General features: G+C 54.5%; 15 protein-coding genes. 5 read left to right on the forward strand and 10 right to left on the reverse strand.

The genetic code is table 11. The features are described from left to right. Positions 1-2: 2 nt before the first annotated feature. The 6 genes from COO92_RS11205 to COO92_RS11230 form a co-directional block, all read right to left on the reverse strand. Entirely contained in the window at positions 3-851 is an 849-nt protein-coding gene (locus tag COO92_RS11205) for a carbohydrate ABC transporter permease (protein WP_206186396.1), read from the reverse strand. Further along, entirely contained in the window at positions 848-1,741 is an 894-nt protein-coding gene (locus COO92_RS11210; RefSeq protein ID WP_101302578.1) for a carbohydrate ABC transporter permease, read from the reverse strand. Before COO92_RS11210 ends, COO92_RS11205 begins: the two co-directional genes overlap by 4 nt. 99 nt (positions 1,742-1,840) lie before the next feature. Then, complete coding sequence (locus tag COO92_RS11215; RefSeq protein WP_101302139.1) at positions 1,841-3,106, reverse strand: ABC transporter substrate-binding protein; 1,266 nt, start codon at positions 3,104-3,106, stop codon at positions 1,841-1,843. 16 nt (positions 3,107-3,122) lie between these two features. Continuing rightward, positions 3,123-4,256 carry an ABC transporter ATP-binding protein gene (locus COO92_RS11220; RefSeq protein ID WP_101302141.1) on the reverse strand — a complete coding sequence of 378 codons (1,134 nt, stop codon included), beginning with the start codon at positions 4,254-4,256 and terminating at the stop codon, positions 3,123-3,125. Continuing rightward, positions 4,253-5,038, reverse strand: a complete 786-nt coding sequence (locus COO92_RS11225; protein WP_101302142.1) for a DeoR/GlpR family DNA-binding transcription regulator — start codon at positions 5,036-5,038, stop codon at positions 4,253-4,255. The genes COO92_RS11220 and COO92_RS11225 overlap by 4 nt, the downstream gene beginning before the upstream one ends. Before the next feature lie 293 nt (positions 5,039-5,331). Next, a complete protein-coding gene (locus COO92_RS11230; RefSeq protein WP_206186397.1) occupies positions 5,332-6,783 on the reverse strand; it encodes an amidase in 1,452 nt (483 codons plus the stop codon). Positions 6,784-6,889: 106 nt separating this feature from the next. On the opposite strand from COO92_RS11230, the gene COO92_RS11235 reads away from it, so the two are divergent. Beyond that, on the forward strand, positions 6,890-7,477 hold the full coding sequence (locus COO92_RS11235; RefSeq protein WP_206186398.1) for a TetR/AcrR family transcriptional regulator: 588 nt from the start codon (positions 6,890-6,892) through the stop codon (positions 7,475-7,477). A gap of 78 nt (positions 7,478-7,555) precedes the next feature. Here COO92_RS11235 and COO92_RS11240 read toward each other — a convergent pair whose 3' ends face one another. Together COO92_RS11240 and COO92_RS11245 are read right to left on the reverse strand one after the other, a co-directional pair. After that, positions 7,556-8,554: an NAD(P)/FAD-dependent oxidoreductase gene (locus COO92_RS11240; protein WP_101302144.1), complete on the reverse strand. Its 999-nt coding sequence runs from the start codon at positions 8,552-8,554 to the stop codon at positions 7,556-7,558. A 251-nt stretch (positions 8,555-8,805) separates the two neighbouring features. Continuing rightward, a complete protein-coding gene (locus COO92_RS11245; protein WP_022731964.1) occupies positions 8,806-9,390 on the reverse strand; it encodes an LOG family protein in 585 nt (194 codons plus the stop codon). Positions 9,391-9,792: 402 nt separating this feature from the next. On the opposite strand from COO92_RS11245, the gene COO92_RS11250 reads away from it, so the two are divergent. From COO92_RS11250 to pssA, 4 genes are all read left to right on the forward strand, one after another. Then, positions 9,793-10,785, forward strand: a complete 993-nt coding sequence (locus tag COO92_RS11250) for a hypothetical protein (RefSeq protein WP_101302146.1) — start codon at positions 9,793-9,795, stop codon at positions 10,783-10,785. A 209-nt stretch (positions 10,786-10,994) separates the two neighbouring features. Next, positions 10,995-12,179 (forward strand): Ig-like domain-containing protein, encoded by a 1,185-nt coding sequence (locus COO92_RS11255; protein ID WP_101302148.1) that lies wholly within the window; start codon positions 10,995-10,997, stop codon positions 12,177-12,179. Between the two features lie 150 nt (positions 12,180-12,329). Further along, positions 12,330-13,055: a phosphatidylserine decarboxylase gene (locus tag COO92_RS11260; protein ID WP_101302150.1), complete on the forward strand. Its 726-nt coding sequence runs from the start codon at positions 12,330-12,332 to the stop codon at positions 13,053-13,055. Further along, the gene (gene pssA / locus COO92_RS11265) at positions 13,055-13,915 is read left to right on the forward strand and encodes a CDP-diacylglycerol--serine O-phosphatidyltransferase (RefSeq protein ID WP_022731968.1); all 861 of its coding nucleotides are present in this window, start codon (positions 13,055-13,057) and stop codon (positions 13,913-13,915) included. The genes COO92_RS11260 and pssA overlap by 1 nt, the downstream gene beginning before the upstream one ends. Positions 13,916-14,017: 102 nt before the next feature. On the opposite strand, the gene COO92_RS11270 is transcribed toward pssA, so the two are convergent. Next, positions 14,018-14,938: a TIGR02285 family protein gene (locus tag COO92_RS11270; RefSeq protein ID WP_133125060.1), complete on the reverse strand. Its 921-nt coding sequence runs from the start codon at positions 14,936-14,938 to the stop codon at positions 14,018-14,020. Positions 14,939-15,080: 142 nt separating this feature from the next. Beyond that, positions 15,081-15,968 carry a transporter substrate-binding domain-containing protein gene (locus tag COO92_RS11275; RefSeq protein ID WP_101302153.1) on the reverse strand — a complete coding sequence of 296 codons (888 nt, stop codon included), beginning with the start codon at positions 15,966-15,968 and terminating at the stop codon, positions 15,081-15,083. Positions 15,969-16,006 lie beyond the last annotated feature (38 nt).

Below are 16,006 nucleotides of genomic sequence, written 5' to 3' on the forward strand. Positions count from 1 at the left end.
CGTTATCGAATACCTGCGCGCAAAAACGCCTGAATGAATTGGCGCTGGAAAATCAGGAAGGCGACAAGCAATGGCAAGATCGTCATGAGGGTCGCCGCACTGATGACCGAAATGTCGACCCCGGTTTCCGGCGCGCCGAATAAGGACAATCCAACGGTGAGGGGGCGGGTATCGGGTGAATTGGTAACAATCAGCGGCCACAGGAAGTTGTTCCAGTGTGTCGCGATCGACACCAGCGCATAGGCCAGATAGACCGGCTTGGCGGCAGGCACATAGACCTTCCACAAAACCCCCATCCAGCTGCATCCTTCAATCCTTGCTGCTTCTTCCAGTTCAATCGGAACGGACTTGAATGCCTGGCGCAGCAAAAAGATGCCAAACGCACTGGCCATATAAGGAAGCCCAATGCCAAGGGCGGTATCAAACAGGCCAAGTTTGGAAACAATGGCGTAGTTTTCGACAATCAGCACTTCGGGCAGAATGAAAAGTTGCAGCAACACCAGGATAAAGACCGTATCGCGGCCCTTAAATTCAAACCGGGCAAAGGCAAACCCGGCCAGCGTACAAAGCACAAGCTGACCTGCCAGAATAAGTGTCACCAGCACGACGGTATTGGTGAAATAGCCAACCCATGGCACCGCGTTCCAGACATAGACAAAATTCTCAAACGTCAGCGGGTTTGAAAAATCCATGCCAAGGGCCGTGCCTGATGGCTGCAATGCCGCCCATGTGGCAAACAGCAATGGCGAAATCCAGACAATGGCCAAAACCCACGCCCCGACGGCATCAAAAACCTTATCAAGGTCGGGAAGACGGCGTTTGGATGATATTGATGTAACAATCGTGTTCATCGGTAATGGGTCCGTTTTTCCACCAGCCGGAACTGAATGACGGCAACAATGCCAAGGGTCAGAAGGACAAGGATGGTCATGGCCGCGGCGTGCGGGCTGTCGAAATAGGCAAAGGCCATTTCCCAAATCCAGTACAGGATCAGCTTGGATGCGTTATTGGGGCCGCCCTTGGTCAGGATGAACAGATGGTCGATCAGTTTGACCGAATTGATCATCGCATTGACAAAAACAAAGATCGTCGTCGGCATCAAAAGCGGCAGTAAAATCCGCCGGGTATATGTCCAGCGACCAGCCCCCTCAATATGGGCGGCTTCGCGCAAGTCGGGCGGGATGGTCTGAAGGGCGGCGAGATAAAAGATCATGAAAAACCCGGACTCTTTCCAGATCGTCACGATAATGATCGATGCCAGTGCGGTTTCAGGCTGGCCGAGCCAGTTGGTCGGTTCCGCGCCAAAAAAACCGGTGATTTGATCAATCACACCCAGATCGGGGGTATAGAAAAACAGCCACAAATTGGCCGCGGCAATCATCGGTAAAATGGTCGGCGTGAAATAGGCGCTGCGCACAAAACTGCGCGCAGGAATGTGCGCATTGGCCCAAAGCGCCATGGCCAGCGCAAAGAAAATCGACACCGGAATGGTGATGCCCGCATAAATCAGATTGTTCGACGCCACCGTCCAAAAGGTCGGATCGGCAAACAGATCACCATAATTATCAAGCCCGGCAAACACCGACGGACGGCGCGAGGTGCCGCGCGAAAACAGGCTGTGCCACAAGGTCGCAATGGCCGGGTAAAAGGCAAACAGGCTCATCAACGCCAAGGCCGGGGCGGCGAGCATCCAGCCATAAAGCGCCAGTCGGCGTTTTTGAAGTTGGGCCATCTCGTTCATGGTCGGCACGTCCTGCAATCCGAAAAACTGAAAGGCATTAAAGAAAAAAGGTGCCGAAGCGGGCATTGGGGTCCCGCTCCGGCGTGCAGACGGACAGTCTTAGTGGAATGCCCGAAGAAGACGGTTTGCTTCGGCCTGCGCCCCTTCAAGGGCTTCTTTCGGCGTCTTTTCACCGGTCAAAGCCGCCTGAATGGCGTTGTTAAGCCCATCGCGGACACGCGCGGTGTCATAGGTGGAGAATTCCGGAATGGCGACTTCAAGCTGATCACGGGCAACCAATGCCTGCGGGAAATCAGCCGCATAGGATTTAAGCGCATCGGTTTCGTATGCTTCTGGCGTCACACCAACATAGCCGGTCGCAATCGACCATTCCGCGGCACGGTCCGGTGCGGTCATGTATTTGATCAGTTCAAGCGATGCTTCTTTCTGTGCGTCGGTTGAGTTCTTGAACAGATAGAAGTTACCACCACCGGTCGGCGAACCCGATTGTTTGTGTTTTGGCAACATCGCAACACCGAAATCAAATTTGGCTTCGCGTTTCACAGCCGACAGGTTGCCGGTTGAATGCCACATCATGGCTGTTTGACCCTGAACAAAGGCCTGACGCAGCGTGCCCCATTCAATCGTGCCTTCAGGCATGATTTTTTCATCCGTCGCAAGTCCGCGCCAGAATTCAAGCGCCTCAACTACGGCCGGATCATCGAAATAGGTTTCCGTGCCATCGTTGCTCATAAGCTCTTTGCCATTCTGAACGGCAAAGCACTGGAACATCCAGTAAGGATACCCGGTTGATGGCACCATCAGGCCCCATTTGCCGTCTTTGGCAAGGGCTTTGCCATCGGCAACCAGTTCTTCCCAGGTTTGCGGCGGGCTTTCAGGATCAAGACCAGCTTCGCGGAACATGTCCTTGTTGTAGTACATGACAATGGTCGACCGCTGGAACGGGATGCCCCAGGTTTTGTCATCGACTTTGCCATTGGCCATCAGGGCCGGATAAAAGCCGTTCAGCCATTCTTTGTCTTCGGCGGTTTTGACAACATCGTCAAACGGAACAATCAGGTCCTGCTCGATCAGGTCATAAACGTCGATGGAAAACATGACCGAAAGCTGTGCCGGATCGCCGCTTTTGATCGCGGACACAGCACGCAGGCGGGTGTCATCATAATTGCCGGCATAGATGGCATTGACCTTGACGTCCGGGTGCTCGGACTCAAAACCGTCAATCATGCCGTCGATCACGTCGGTCAGCGGGCCGCCAACGGCGACGGGATAATACATGGTGAGCTCAGTCGCAGCAAAGGCAGGTGTCGCCGCCGTTGCCATCAATCCGGCGGCAAACGCAGCACGGGTTACGATGTTACGCATGAAGATATCTTCCCTGTTAGAGTGTCGAAACTGTCGAAGGTGAAGTTTGAAATTCTGTCGTCTGTGATGGTGCGTTGGCTGCTATATCGGTCGTCGCCTGTGCATGACGAAGACCGGTTTCGCGATCAAACCAGTGGGCCGCAACGCCAGCCCAACTGAGCGAGACTTCCGTCCCGGGCGAAATGTGAACACGTCCCGGAAGGCGGGCTGTCGCCCCGTCCGTTCCGGCGATCGAGACATAAACAAATGTTTCCGCACCCAAAAATTCACTGCCCGTGACGGTGGCGGCAATGCCCCATGCCTCACTCGCCGGATCAGTTGAAAGTTTGAGGTCCTCGGGGCGAATACCAAACGTCAGACCCTTGGGGGGAATGCCATTTGGCAAAACGTCATTTGGCAACGCCGTGGCAGGCAAAAGTGCCATCGGCGGGCTGCCGACGAACCCGGCGGCAAAGGCGGTTGCGGGCTGAAGATAAAGCTCTGCCGGGTCGCCTGCCTGCTCAATACGGCCATCCTTCATCAGGATAACGATGTCGGCCATGCTCATGGCTTCGGTCTGATCATGGGTGACATAGACCACCGTAATGCCAAGGCGCTGCTGCAAATCGCGGATGTCCTTGCGCACGGCATGGCGCAGTTTGGCATCAAGGTTGGAAAGTGGCTCATCCATCAGACACAGCGGATGGCCCGCGACAATGGCGCGCGCAAGGGCAACACGCTGACGCTGCCCACCCGACAGTTCAGACGGTTTACGGTCTTCACATCCGTCAAGGCCGGTCACACTGAGGGCCTCGGCAAGGCGGGTTTTGATTTCGCTCTTGTCGGTTTTACGTACCTTCAGGCCAAAGATGATGTTTTCAGCAACGCTTAGGTGCGGGAACAGCGCATAGGATTGAAACACCATGGATAATCCGCGCTTGGACGGCGGGGTGTTGGTGACATCCTTGCCATCAATCCTGATCGTTCCCTGATCGGCGGTTTCAAGCCCGGCAATCAGACGTAGGGTTGTTGACTTGCCACATCCCGACGGGCCCAGCAGAACGACAAAACTGCCGCGTGGAATATCAATGGACAGATCATGGACCCCGTTACCGCCGTTGAAAACGCGCGATACGGAATGGATCTCGATAAAGGGGGATTGGGCCGTCATTTCAGAACTTCGCTTTTTGCAAGTTGAAGGCGCGCACGGACGTCCTGGCGTTCAAACAAGGGATTAAAAGGTCCGCCGGGAATGCGGTCGACAACCACAACATCCGGGTCGGTGATATGCCCGCCCTTGGCCGGGGCCGGGCGGCCAAATTTCGATTGATCGGCGACCAGAATGGAATTGCGGCAATTCTCCGCAATGGCCTGACGCAAGGACACTTCGCGATGGTCAAAATCGGTCAAGGTGCCATCGGGTTCGATCCCGCCAACGCCAAACAGGCCATAATCAACCTTGTAATTGTGAAACATTGCCTCGGCTTCCGGGCTGATGATGTCGCGGTCAGGCAGACGCAGCGTCCCGCCCGGCACCACAATCCGGTTGCCGGTATTATTGCCCAGCGCCATGGCGGCATTCATGTTGTTGGTGATCACCGTCAAATGGCGGTGATTGACCAAATTCAACGCGACAAGTTCCAGCGTGCTGCCAATCCCGATCAGGATCGACGCCCCATCGGGGATCAGGTTGGCAACATGAAGGGATATGGCATGCTTTGGCGCAATATTGGTGACCTGACGACTTTCATACGACAGGTTCATGCCCGGTTCCCCGGCATATTCCACCCCGCCGTGACGCCGCCGGACCAGGTTGGAATCATTAAGGATATTAACGTCGCGTCGCACGGTTTGCGGCGTTACGTCAAAATGATCGGCCAGCGCATCGATGGAGGCAAATCCATCGCGCCGCAGGATGTCGATAATGTCACGCTGTCGCGTTGATATATTCATTTGATCGTTCAATTTGTTGTTTTGAACATGAAAACGATCATACGCGGCTTCGTTGTCACTAAGATTTCAGAAGCATGACATTCAGATGAATGTTGATCTGGACGGTGAAAGTCGCAGAAAACCTTGCTTTGGCGGTGGGTGTTTTTCCGAATACGGCTGCAAACACCGCTCAAAAGGGCTGCTTCGTGACAAAAAATGCCGCCCCAAGGTGTGGGGCGGCAGATGTCAGATGGGTAGATGACGGGGCGAGTTTGGCCATCAACCCAGTAGTGGCGCATGTAATGTGGCCTTGGTTATTCCCCGGCCCAGATTTCTGGTTTCCGTTCGATCCAGGGGGCCGCCCGTTCCAGCTGTCCGGCCAATTCAAACAGGGTTGTTTCATCACCAAAGGGGGCGGTGAACATAGAGCCGATCGGAAGATGGCTATGGTTGTCTTGTGCCAGCGGTACCGACATCGACGGAACACCGGTCACATTGGCAAGGGCAGTATAGGGCGACTGATCAAACACATGGGAAATCCAGCCATGCCCGTCGGGTTCGCACTGGATCTTGTTATATTCGCCGATGCGCAGAGGTAAGGTTGGCAGGGTCGGCGTCAGGAGCAGGTCATATTTCTGAAAATAGGCACCGAATGCACGTGTTACAGCGTTGCGCAGGCCAAGGGCTTCGACCATATCGGTACCGCTGACTGTTTTGCCATGGTGATAGACCGCAAGACTTGCCGGTTCAAGATACGCATCCGAAATGTCGCGACCGGTAAGCGATGCGATCAGATCAATCCATGCTGCGGTATTGACGTTCCATATGCGTGCATTGGCTGTGACGAAGGCCTGCCAGCTGATGCCGGGATCAAGGGGGGCATGCTCAACATCATGACCAAGGTCGGCGCAAAGTTTCATCGTATCTTCGAAAGCCTTGCGGACTTCCGGGGCAACATTACCACCGTTAAGCGGTGCCATCATCGTCCCGATCCGCAGTTTGCGGGGGTGGGTTGTGACCGATGCGGCAAAGCTCCGGTGTGGAGTTGCAATATAATAGGGCTCGCCAATTTGCGGGATACTGATGGCATCAAGCAAAATAGCACTGTCACGAACAGACCGGCTGACGCCAAGTTGGGTCACCATCCCGTTCCAGCCTTCGTCAATTGCCGGGCCGTTTGAGACCCGTCCACGTGTCGGCTTCATCCCAAATAGGCCGTTGACCGACGCCGGAACGCGGATGGAACCGCCACCATCTGTTGCATGGGCCAGTGGGACCATGCCCGCCGCAACAGCAGCACCGGCACCACCGCTTGATCCGCCTGAATTGTAATCGGGGTTCCATGGATTGCGTGTCGGGCCATCAAAAACGGCTTCTGTTGTGGTGCTTATAGCAAGTTCTGGTGTTGTGGTGCGGCCGAGTGTAATCAGACCGGCCTTACGAAAAAGCGTCATCAAATGGGAATCGGCATCCGCAATCATGCCTTGGGCAAGGCGGCTGCCTAGCTCACTTGGCTTGCCGATCATGCTGACGGCCAGATCCTTGATCAGAAACGGGACGCCCTTGAAAACGGTGCCGAGCTCTTGTGATGAACTGCCCGCTTCGGCCGCTCTCCAGTGATTGTTCACTGCATTGATTTTGTCGTTGGTTGCGATGATTGCCCGCGTGGCGGCATCTGCGACCTCAGGGGCGGAAACATCGCCCTTGTTGATCAGTTCGGCCAGCCCGGCGCCGTCATAAGAAACATAATCGCGCAATTCCATCATTGCTCGTCATCCTTTGTTCTGGATAAAATGGGAGATACATTGCTGCATCAATGATACGTTGATGTATCAATGATGCATTCGAGTATCATGTCAAGGAATTCTTCGCGTGGACCAGCAACCGATGTTCAAAACAGCCGCCCGTATTTCCCTGCGCGAGCGGATCACACAGGCGGCTTTCGAATTGTTCGAACAAAATGGAATCAACCACGTGACGCTTGAAAACATTGCCGTTCATGCGGGTACGACGCGTATGGGCGTGTATCGTCATTTCACGACCAAAGACGATTTGGTCGAACTGTGGGTAACAACTTGGATTAACAGTTACCGTGCCGTTCTGGATGGACTCGAAGCCGATTATCCCGACGATGCCAATGCACAGCTCAGAGGCTGGATTGATTATGTGGTAAATTCACTAACCGATATTTCGCATCGCGGCTGTAACTTCATCAACACCATAGCTGAGATTCCCGACCCGGAACACCCGATCCGTGGTGCAATCGAAACCCACAAACGCATTCAGTCGCAACGGATGCTGGAGCTGTGCCGCAAGGCTGGTTTGGCTGAACCGGACCTTGCTGCGGCTGAGTTCAATTTCCTGCTAGAAGGGGCGCAGGTTGCCGTCCAGATCGGTAGTAACGACGATGTCGACAAGTATGTTAAACGCATTGCCGAGCGCATTCTTGATAACCGCTAGCGGAATGTGCTTTGAAAATGTGACGGGCTCAAAAAACATTGCTTGGCCCGCCGCATTGAGTGGTTTTCGAAAACGCGATCAGCCAAAAATCAGTGATTGATGTACTCCGACCCCGGCCATGACACCTGCTGCTGAGGCCAGTGTCGCATTGTGGCGCGCGGTGGCAGCATCCCCGGCGGCGAAGATGCCCGGAACGCTGGTTTCCTGCGTACTGTCGACCGTAATAAATGGGCCTTGGGGGCCATCGTCAAAGGCACAGCCCAGCATTTCTGCAACCGGTGACGGCATGGTGACTTTCGGCCCGGTAAAGATCGCCGTCATTGGCAAAGTACGGCCATCGGCCAAACGCACCGCATCAAGGGACGGGGCAGTGCCCAGAAGTTCAACCACCGGACTGTTTTCAATCGCAATGCCGCGCTGGATCATTGCGGTCTGTGTCTCGGCATCGGGAAGATGGATGCCTTGGGTGAAATAGGTGGTCGGTCCCCAGTCAGGCAGCATCATCGCCTGATGGCTTGAATGGGACATGGTGGCGATAACACCGATCTGTTCATCGCGCACTTCATAGCCGTGGCAATAGGGACAATGTAAAACCGTAGTTCCCCAACGGTCCGTCATGCCGGGAATATCGGGCAGGATATCGCGGACACCGGTTGCCAGAAGGATGCGCCGTGCGGTGATGACGTCGCGGTCGTTGATTGTGATGTCAAACCGCATATCCCCGTCATCCGTTCCGGCGGTGGACCGGGAACTGGATTTGGCACTGGGGCTGGCATGACTTACCCACCCGTCGCGGACGGTCACGGTTGGATAGGCCCGAAGTTGCGACATGGCGATATCGCGAATCTCCATCGGGCTTTTACCATCCAGACCAAAGAAACCGTGTGAGGTGGCGGCAAACCGGTTGCGCGGTTGGCCCGCGTCAATCACGCAAATCTTGCGCCGCGCACGGGCAAGCTGCATTGCGGCTGAAAGTCCGGCAAAGCTACCGCCGATGATGGCAACATCAAAGGGCGGGGTATCGGGTGACGCGTTGGCATTTGCATGGGGGGCGGTGACGGCGATGTGGTCAGTCATGGTTGGGGTCCTGCCTGTTGGAATGACATGCGATGGCACTATTCATGTAACTTTATAAGTATCATGATGGATTGATGTCAATTATCTTGTAACTTTTATTGTTACAGAAAAGGCAGGGGAATGGGCCGGACAGGACGAGACAAAAGAAAACCGCCCTTTCACAAGGGCGGTCTGTCGGCGTCGTCATGGCCTTAAAAGGCCCTGCAACATTGGTATGTCATGCTTGGTTTAGCGGCGTGGTCCTTCGAAAATCAGAACAGCTTTTCACGCGGGTCGAATTTCGGGGCCGGTTCGGCGGCAAGTTGCTCAAAGATTTCGTCGAGCGTATCGGCCACCGTAAACAGGTTTTTATGGCTTTCACGTGCAAAGCCATCGGCAATGATGCCGTCAATCATCGCAAGGCACTTGTCCCAATATCCAAGGGCGTTGAAAAACACCATTGGGGTGTCATGAATGCCAAGCTGGCGCAGCGTCATGGCTTCAAACGCTTCGTCAAGGCTGCCCAATCCACCGGCAAGGGTGACAAACGCGTCCGAGCGCTTGAACATCTCGACTTTGCGCTCATGCATGGATTTGCACACAATCAATTCCGAAAGTCCGGTATGCCCGACTTCGATGTCATCAAGATGTGCCGGGATGATCCCGACAACCTTGCCGCCATTTTTCATAACAGCGTCGGCAACGGCCCCCATCAGGCCAATGCGCCCACCACCATAGATCAGCGTGATGCCGCGTTCGGCCATCATCTTGCCAAACGCTATGGCGTTTTCCATATGGCGGGGGTCTTTGCCGTCCGAAGCACCGCAGAAGACACAGATTGATTTTACATTTGTCATGGCAACCTGCCTTTTGTTTCTTGTTTCGCAGGTAGCGGGACGGCACCGGGATGTGCCGGGTATCCGCCCCGTACGGGGGCTGTACGCGACGTAACTTCGTGCGTACATTGGTGACCATAGCCGATGACAGGCAGGCAGGGCCAAGATTTTCCGTGCTGCAGTATATTAAATCTGGGTTCTGACCCTAAATGACGCGCGACTGCCGCAATTTGGTTGCTTTTGCCTGCACGATAGGAGACCTGAAACGCGCGCATCGGAATTTCGGCCGTACTGTCAGATTAATCGGCAAAGTTTCGCGCGATGGTTAACAAGTTCTGAACCTGATTGTGGGAAGGGTAGTTCCATGCGAGCTCCTTCTCGCATCACATAATATCAAACGAAAAGAAGGCAGGATCGCCCAACGTGTTTGTCGACAATCCTTTTTGGCTGGCCATTTTGGTGTCAGCCGTCATTGCCGCTGTATTGATGCTGGCCTTATGGCTTGGTCTGGACCGTGCGATTGCGCGGCGTATTGTGCTGGGCGCGGTTATTCCCGCTGTTGCGGTGGCGGTCCCTGCGGCCATCGGGCTGCCTGAAACCGCACGCGGCGGTATTGGTGCTGCCTTGCTGATGCTGGTCCTGGGCGGGGTTTGCGGTGCGATCCTTGATTTTTCAAAGATTTCCGAACGCATTTGTTTGGGTGTCGCGGCGGTTTTACTGCTGCTTGGCGCGTGGATGGTGTTGGCCGCCCCGGTAAGCGGGCTTGCCTATCACCCCACATCGATCAAGGTTCTGGCGTGGAGCGCCTATGTGATTGTCGGTGGATGTTTCCTGTGGGTAACGCGGCCCGACTTTTCACAAGACGATATCGCCGATGCGCCGAAAGGAAAGAAAACCAAAGCCCGTTCTGCCAAATCGACCAAAACGGTCAAGGCTGGCAAAGCCGCGTCTTCTGTCAGTGACGGTGATGTTGCTGGTTTTGCAACACCGGGACCTGTTGCGGTATTGATGACCCTGTCACTGGGGCAGGGGATCATTGCTGATCAGTTTCGCTTAAGCGATTTTGTTGTCTTTCAGGCCGCATTGACCGTGGCCTTGCTGGTGGCGTTGGTATCGGAAAAGGCTGCACCACAATATCGCGCGGCAGTTTGGCTGGCGGTGGTATGTGCGCTGATGGCCAGTGCGACCGGCGTTATGATCTTGATGCCCGCGTCGTGCTTTGCGGTGGCTGTCTTGTTGCTGGTGGTCTCTGCCGGTCCGGCGGCGGCCCGGATTTCAGTCATTTTACCACAAGATAACCCGGCACAAACCGCACTGCTTGGTGCGGTGATCCGCATCGGAGTTTTGGGGTTGCCTTTGGTGATGGCGGCACTGGTGGCCTATGTCGGGGCAATGATGCGCGTCAGTGCGTATTAGGAAAACAGCAAACAGACTGATTCTATTCATCTTTACCTAACGGTTGCAAGATATCGTAAGTTCGTTACGGTATGGAAACCGAGGGACGAACGTAGTACAAGTTTCTACTTCTCGCGTCCAAGGCGGTTGTTTGGGGGGAATATGACAAGCAAATTCAAAGCATTGGTCGCGTCCGTAAATAACATAAACATCGTTCAAGGATATTTCCGGTGAAACGACCCTATATCCTCGTCATTATCGGCGTTGTACTGATCCTGGCCGCGATTGTGCTCAACTACATGTTGACGCAGACCGCCGACGAAGATCTGGCGACGACCGCAGAGCAAGCACCGCCAACGGTTTCAAGCACCGAAGAACCGACGCCCCCGGCAGAGCCATCTGACGGATCGGACCCTGTTGCGCCGAAAATCAAAAATCCAAGTTTTGATGTCGTGCGCATTGGCCCGGATGGCAATGCGGTGATTGCCGGTCGCGCGGAACCCAACAGCAAAGTTCGCATCCGCGAAGGCGAAGAAGTCATTGGCGAAGCAACGGCCGATGAACGTGGCGAATGGGTTGTTTTGCCGGGTAAGCCGCTGACAAGTGGTGACCGTGAACTTTCGCTTGAAGCCGAAGACGACACCGGAACCGTCAGCAAGGCCGACGACAAGATCGTTGTCCTGATCCCGGATGAAGCGCCAAAGAAAAATGAGGCTGCTGAACCGACGGATGCACCGGCCCCCGCCACTGACGCCGCCACTGACATGGCGACCGCGGATAGCAGCGACACTAAAGATACCGGCGACGCTGCCGATACCAGTGCAGATAAAAAAGATCAGCCGATCATTGCCCTGAAAGTCCCGAATGAAGGCGGTGCTGTCACCGTGATGCAGGGACCGGCAGCCGAAAAAGCCGCCGAACCCAAACAAGACAGCAAAGACGCGGCTGAAAAAATGCCGCGCCTGTCGATTGGGGTTGTTGATTATGACACCGAAGGCCGCGTTGCGATGTCGGGCAATGCCGACATGGACCATGACGTTCAGGTATATCTTGATAACAAGCTTGTCGGGACCGCACCGGCCGATGAAAACGGCAATTGGGCGCTAACGATTGGTGAGCCGATTGAACCGGGCAATTATACCATGCGTGCCGATCAGCTTGATCCGGCGGGCAAGGTGACCGCACGTGTTGAAATTCCGTTTGAACGGGCGCGCCCGGAAGAAATTCTTGAGCCGGGGTCGCGTTATGTGGTTCAGCCGGGCAACAGCCTGTGGCGGATTGCGCGCAGCACCTATGGCGAAGGGCTGAAATACTGGGTTATCTATGCGCAGAATCGCAAACAGATCCGCGATCCTGACCTGATTTACCCGGGGCAGATTTTCGCCCTGCCGACCACGGAAAATGCAGCGGAGTAACAGCTGTTCTTTGCGAGGGGCAAAACACATGATAAGTGTGTTTTGCCCTTTTCTTTTTGAAAAGAAGAACAGTTTTGTCCGGGTTGCGTTGCCCTGTATCATCACTAGATGCTAAGAACGCGCCCGAACGGTACCAATCGTACCAATTTGATGTGCCCAACCCATGGCAACCAGGGAATTAAGACTTTGAAATCCGTTCTTGTGCCGATCAATCCAGAAGGCTGGAAATTCGTTGCGATCTTCGCGGCGATCACTGTGATCCTGTTTTTGATCGCCGAACCACTGGGGTGGGCCGGTGTGATCCTGACGCTGTGGTGCGCGTATTTCTTCCGAGACCCGGATCGTATTACCCCGACCGACGAAAACCTTGTCATTTCTCCGGCAGATGGCCGCGTATGCATGATCTCGCAGGCACCTTTGCCCAAGGAACTTGAACTTGACGATAAAACGCCGCGCACGCGCGTTTCGATCTTCATGAATGTGTTCAATGTTCACGTCAACCGCTGCCCGATCAATGGCGAAGTGGTGGGTGAGGCCTATGTGCCCGGCAAGTTTGTGAATGCTGAACTTGATAAGGCATCAGACAACAACGAACGTCAGATCCTGCTTGTCCGTGACAAGGAAGGCCGCGAGTTTGGTGTTGTCCAGATTGCCGGTCTGGTGGCACGCCGCATCCTGTGTGACGTTGGCACCGGATCGCAGCTTAAGGCCGGTGAACGTTTCGGCCTGATCCGGTTTGGTTCGCGCGTTGATGTGTATCTGCCCGAAGGTGTCTCGCCGAACGTGATTGTCGGTCAGACCACGATTGCCGGTGAAACCATCCTTGCCGATGTGTCGGTCAAGGATAAGGAAGCCGCCATCGGGGAGATCCGTTAATGGCTGGCGGCATCCGACCGATCAACCGTCCGCGCAGGTTCAAGGCCCTGTCCTTGACCCGCCTTGTGCCCAATGTCGCAACCCTGATGGGGATGTGCACGGGCCTGACGTCGATCCGCTTTGCCATGCAGGATCGCTGGGAAGCCGCGGTTGCCGCCATTCTGATTGCCGGGATCATTGATGGTCTTGATGGCCGTCTGGCCCGTATGCTGAACGCCTCAAGCCGCTTTGGTGCCGAATTGGACAGTCTTTCGGACTTTGTCTGCTTTGGCGTCGCACCTGCGATGATGCTGTATTTCTGGTCGCTGCATGAATTGGGGCCAATCGGTTGGGCCTTGTCGCTTTTGTTTGCGGTCTGCATGTCGCTACGTTTGGCACGGTTCAACACCCAGATGCTGGGCGAACCGGAAATGCCGACATGGGCTTATCGCTTCTTTACCGGTGTTCCGGCCCCGGCGGCGGCGGCCCTTGCAATGTGGCCGATTGTCCTGACCCTGCAGTTTGGCGAAGGCATTTTTGACAGCCCCTATATCGTTGCACCTTATGGTGTTTTGATTGCCTGTCTGATGGTGTCGCGTCTGCCGACCTATTCATTTAAAAAGGTCAAAATCCCGCGTGCATGGGTCTTGCCCTTGATGCTGGCATTTGGCGCATCGGTGGCGTTTCTGGTGTCCTCACCGTGGCTGACACTGTCGGCGATTGCGGCGATTTATTTGATCAGCATGCCGCTGTCTTATCGGTCTTACCGCCGTATGGGCGTTGAAAATCAGCACGAGATGGACAAGGCAGACGAAGAAGACGATGACGGGGAATCTGACGAAGACCCCGAAGAGGGTCTTAACCGCGTTCATCAGAACTGAATTTAAAATGCTGTGATCTGTTACGCAAAAGCCGGCATCACGTGCCGGCTTTTTTGTGTTTGAAGTCATGTCCGTGTGTGACACGGCAAGGCAAAGCAATGCTTACTCTGTGATGTCGTCTTTGTGCGCCTGCCAGAAACGGACTTCACGGGCATATCGTTTGCGGTCTGATTGCGACAGTGACGCGGTATAGAATGTGACCCACGGCATTTCGGGGTGTTCAACAACCAGTGCATTGATGTCATTGACGACCGCGTGCCCGGTCTGGGTTTTAGTGCAGGCAATCGATGCTGGAATAACATGATCATTCCCTGCAATCGGCCAAGTGGTAAAGCGGGTGTCGGGTGTTTTTTGACGCCGGTGATATTCAAGCTCGGCCGGGAAATAGAGCGTCCAGTCAATGCGATCCAATGTGATCATCGGGAGAAACTGCTCATCCGTTCCGATGACGGTCATGGTTGGATTGCCCGAAAATGATTTGAGGATCGGGTCAACGACCGCGCCATAGGACCGTTGGGCGCGAATGGCACCATTGAGTTTCCCGCTTTTGATCAGGCGCACCAGATCAACATGATCGTCATCATCAAGATACGGCGCAAGGCGATCATCGTTCTTGGTCTGTGTCACCAGACTGACGGGGAGATGGGGTAAAACAGCATCGGAAAAAACCAGGATCTGTTCGCGTTCCGGTGTCTTGTTCATGCCGATGTTGCAAAGCGTCCCGCCTTCGGTAAGCGACTGCATCAAGCGCGGAAGTGGCACGATTTCCTTTTTGTGGCGATAGGCCGGCAGACGATCAATAAACCAGTCAAGCGTATCAACCCCATAACCGACAATCTTGCCGTCTTTTTCGACCATCGCCGGGGGTAATGGCGTCAGGGTCCAGACAATTTCATTCACCGGCTGGGCCAACACCGGGGTGATAAAAGCCGGGGACATAAATACCGGGGCGCATAATGCTGGGGCAAACAATCCCAGCGCCATCCGTCGGGCGCGCTTAAGGCAGGAACGAAATAACAGCATCAACACCAAACCGGTTGTTCATTAAAATCTATTCTACCTTTAGTAATAAGTGTACTGCAGATGGAATTTGCAAATTTTTTCTGATTTTAATCAGATGCTTGCTCAGATGAATGGTCCAGCTTGAGGGGAAGTTGGATCAAGATCAGAAAACGCTGGCACTGATAAATTGCTGGCGGGCCTGCTCAAACCACTCGCGGTCCTTGGTATTAAGCCATGCGGCGTAAAAGTCGGTCCAGGGCATGGTCGGGTTGGCATCAATGATCGCATTGATCCGCTTAATCACTGTCCGCCCCGCTGGCGTGTTGGCACAGCCAATGGTTGCTTCAAGCAAGTTGGTGTTGCCCTCAATCGGCAATGCCATGATTGCCTGATCAGGGGTCGACTGGCGGCGGTAATATTCTGCTTCGGACGGGAAATAAAGGGTCCAGTCGATCCGCTTTAACGCCAGCATCTTTAAAAACGCGGTGTCATCGACAACTTCCATCACCTGATCGGAACTGCGATAGCGCGCCAGATGGCTGTCAATCAGCCCGCCGTAAGCACGCCCAAGGCGTACCGCACCTTGAAAATGAACGTTTGACAGTAACCGCCACAAAAGAAGGTGGCCCTGATCATTCATGAACGGTTTGTAACGATCAAAATCTTCTTGGCGGATAACAATCGAAATCGGCAGATGCAAAAGAACCGTTTTCGCAAAGACAATGAATTCGCGCCGGTCCGGGGTCGGGATCAGGGTGGTGCTGCACCGGATGCCATCCGCCGTATTGCGCATTTCTGCAAGCAGGCGTGACAAAGGAATGTGCAGGACAGTGTGGTCATAATCGGTCAAACGCTGCACGAACCAGTTCTGGGTATCGGCGGCATAGCCTGTCAGGTTTGACTGCTCAGTGATGAAAGCAGGCGCAAACGGGGGAACGGCCCATGTCAGCATTTCCTTTGCCAACGGCGCGGTTGGCTGTGCAAAGGCGCACATCAAAAACGCACCGGCAAACGCGGTGCACCTCAGCCATTTTTTAACCGCTGTTTCCATTCGATCTTCCCACACGGACTATTCTTATGCGCCTTCTT

This window comes from Thalassospira lohafexi (assembly GCF_002844275.1).
Classification (GTDB): Bacteria; Pseudomonadota; Alphaproteobacteria; order Rhodospirillales; family Thalassospiraceae; genus Thalassospira; species Thalassospira lohafexi.

What these genes read in the sequence shown, in the direction of transcription:
- COO92_RS11260 (WP_101302150.1), top strand. Translation starts at nt 12,330, where the DNA reads ATGTGCCCAACCCATGGCAACCAGGGAATTAAGACTTTGAAATCCGTT.
- COO92_RS11215 (WP_101302139.1), bottom strand. Translation starts at nt 3,106, where the DNA reads ATGCGTAACATCGTAACCCGTGCTGCGTTTGCCGCCGGATTGATGGCA.
- COO92_RS11225 (WP_101302142.1), bottom strand. Translation starts at nt 5,038, where the DNA reads ATGAATATATCAACGCGACAGCGTGACATTATCGACATCCTGCGGCGC.
- COO92_RS11245 (WP_022731964.1), bottom strand. Translation starts at nt 9,390, where the DNA reads ATGACAAATGTAAAATCAATCTGTGTCTTCTGCGGTGCTTCGGACGGC.
- COO92_RS11220 (WP_101302141.1), bottom strand. Translation starts at nt 4,256, where the DNA reads ATGACGGCCCAATCCCCCTTTATCGAGATCCATTCCGTATCGCGCGTT.
- COO92_RS11240 (WP_101302144.1), bottom strand. Translation starts at nt 8,554, where the DNA reads ATGACTGACCACATCGCCGTCACCGCCCCCCATGCAAATGCCAACGCG.
- COO92_RS11270 (WP_133125060.1), bottom strand. Translation starts at nt 14,938, where the DNA reads ATGCTGTTATTTCGTTCCTGCCTTAAGCGCGCCCGACGGATGGCGCTG.
- COO92_RS11230 (WP_206186397.1), bottom strand. Translation starts at nt 6,783, where the DNA reads ATGATGGAATTGCGCGATTATGTTTCTTATGACGGCGCCGGGCTGGCC.
- COO92_RS11275 (WP_101302153.1), bottom strand. Translation starts at nt 15,968, where the DNA reads ATGGAAACAGCGGTTAAAAAATGGCTGAGGTGCACCGCGTTTGCCGGT.
- pssA (WP_022731968.1), top strand. Translation starts at nt 13,055, where the DNA reads ATGGCTGGCGGCATCCGACCGATCAACCGTCCGCGCAGGTTCAAGGCC.
- COO92_RS11210 (WP_101302578.1), bottom strand. Translation starts at nt 1,741, where the DNA reads ATGAACGAGATGGCCCAACTTCAAAAACGCCGACTGGCGCTTTATGGC.
- COO92_RS11205 (WP_206186396.1), bottom strand. Translation starts at nt 851, where the DNA reads ATGAACACGATTGTTACATCAATATCATCCAAACGCCGTCTTCCCGAC.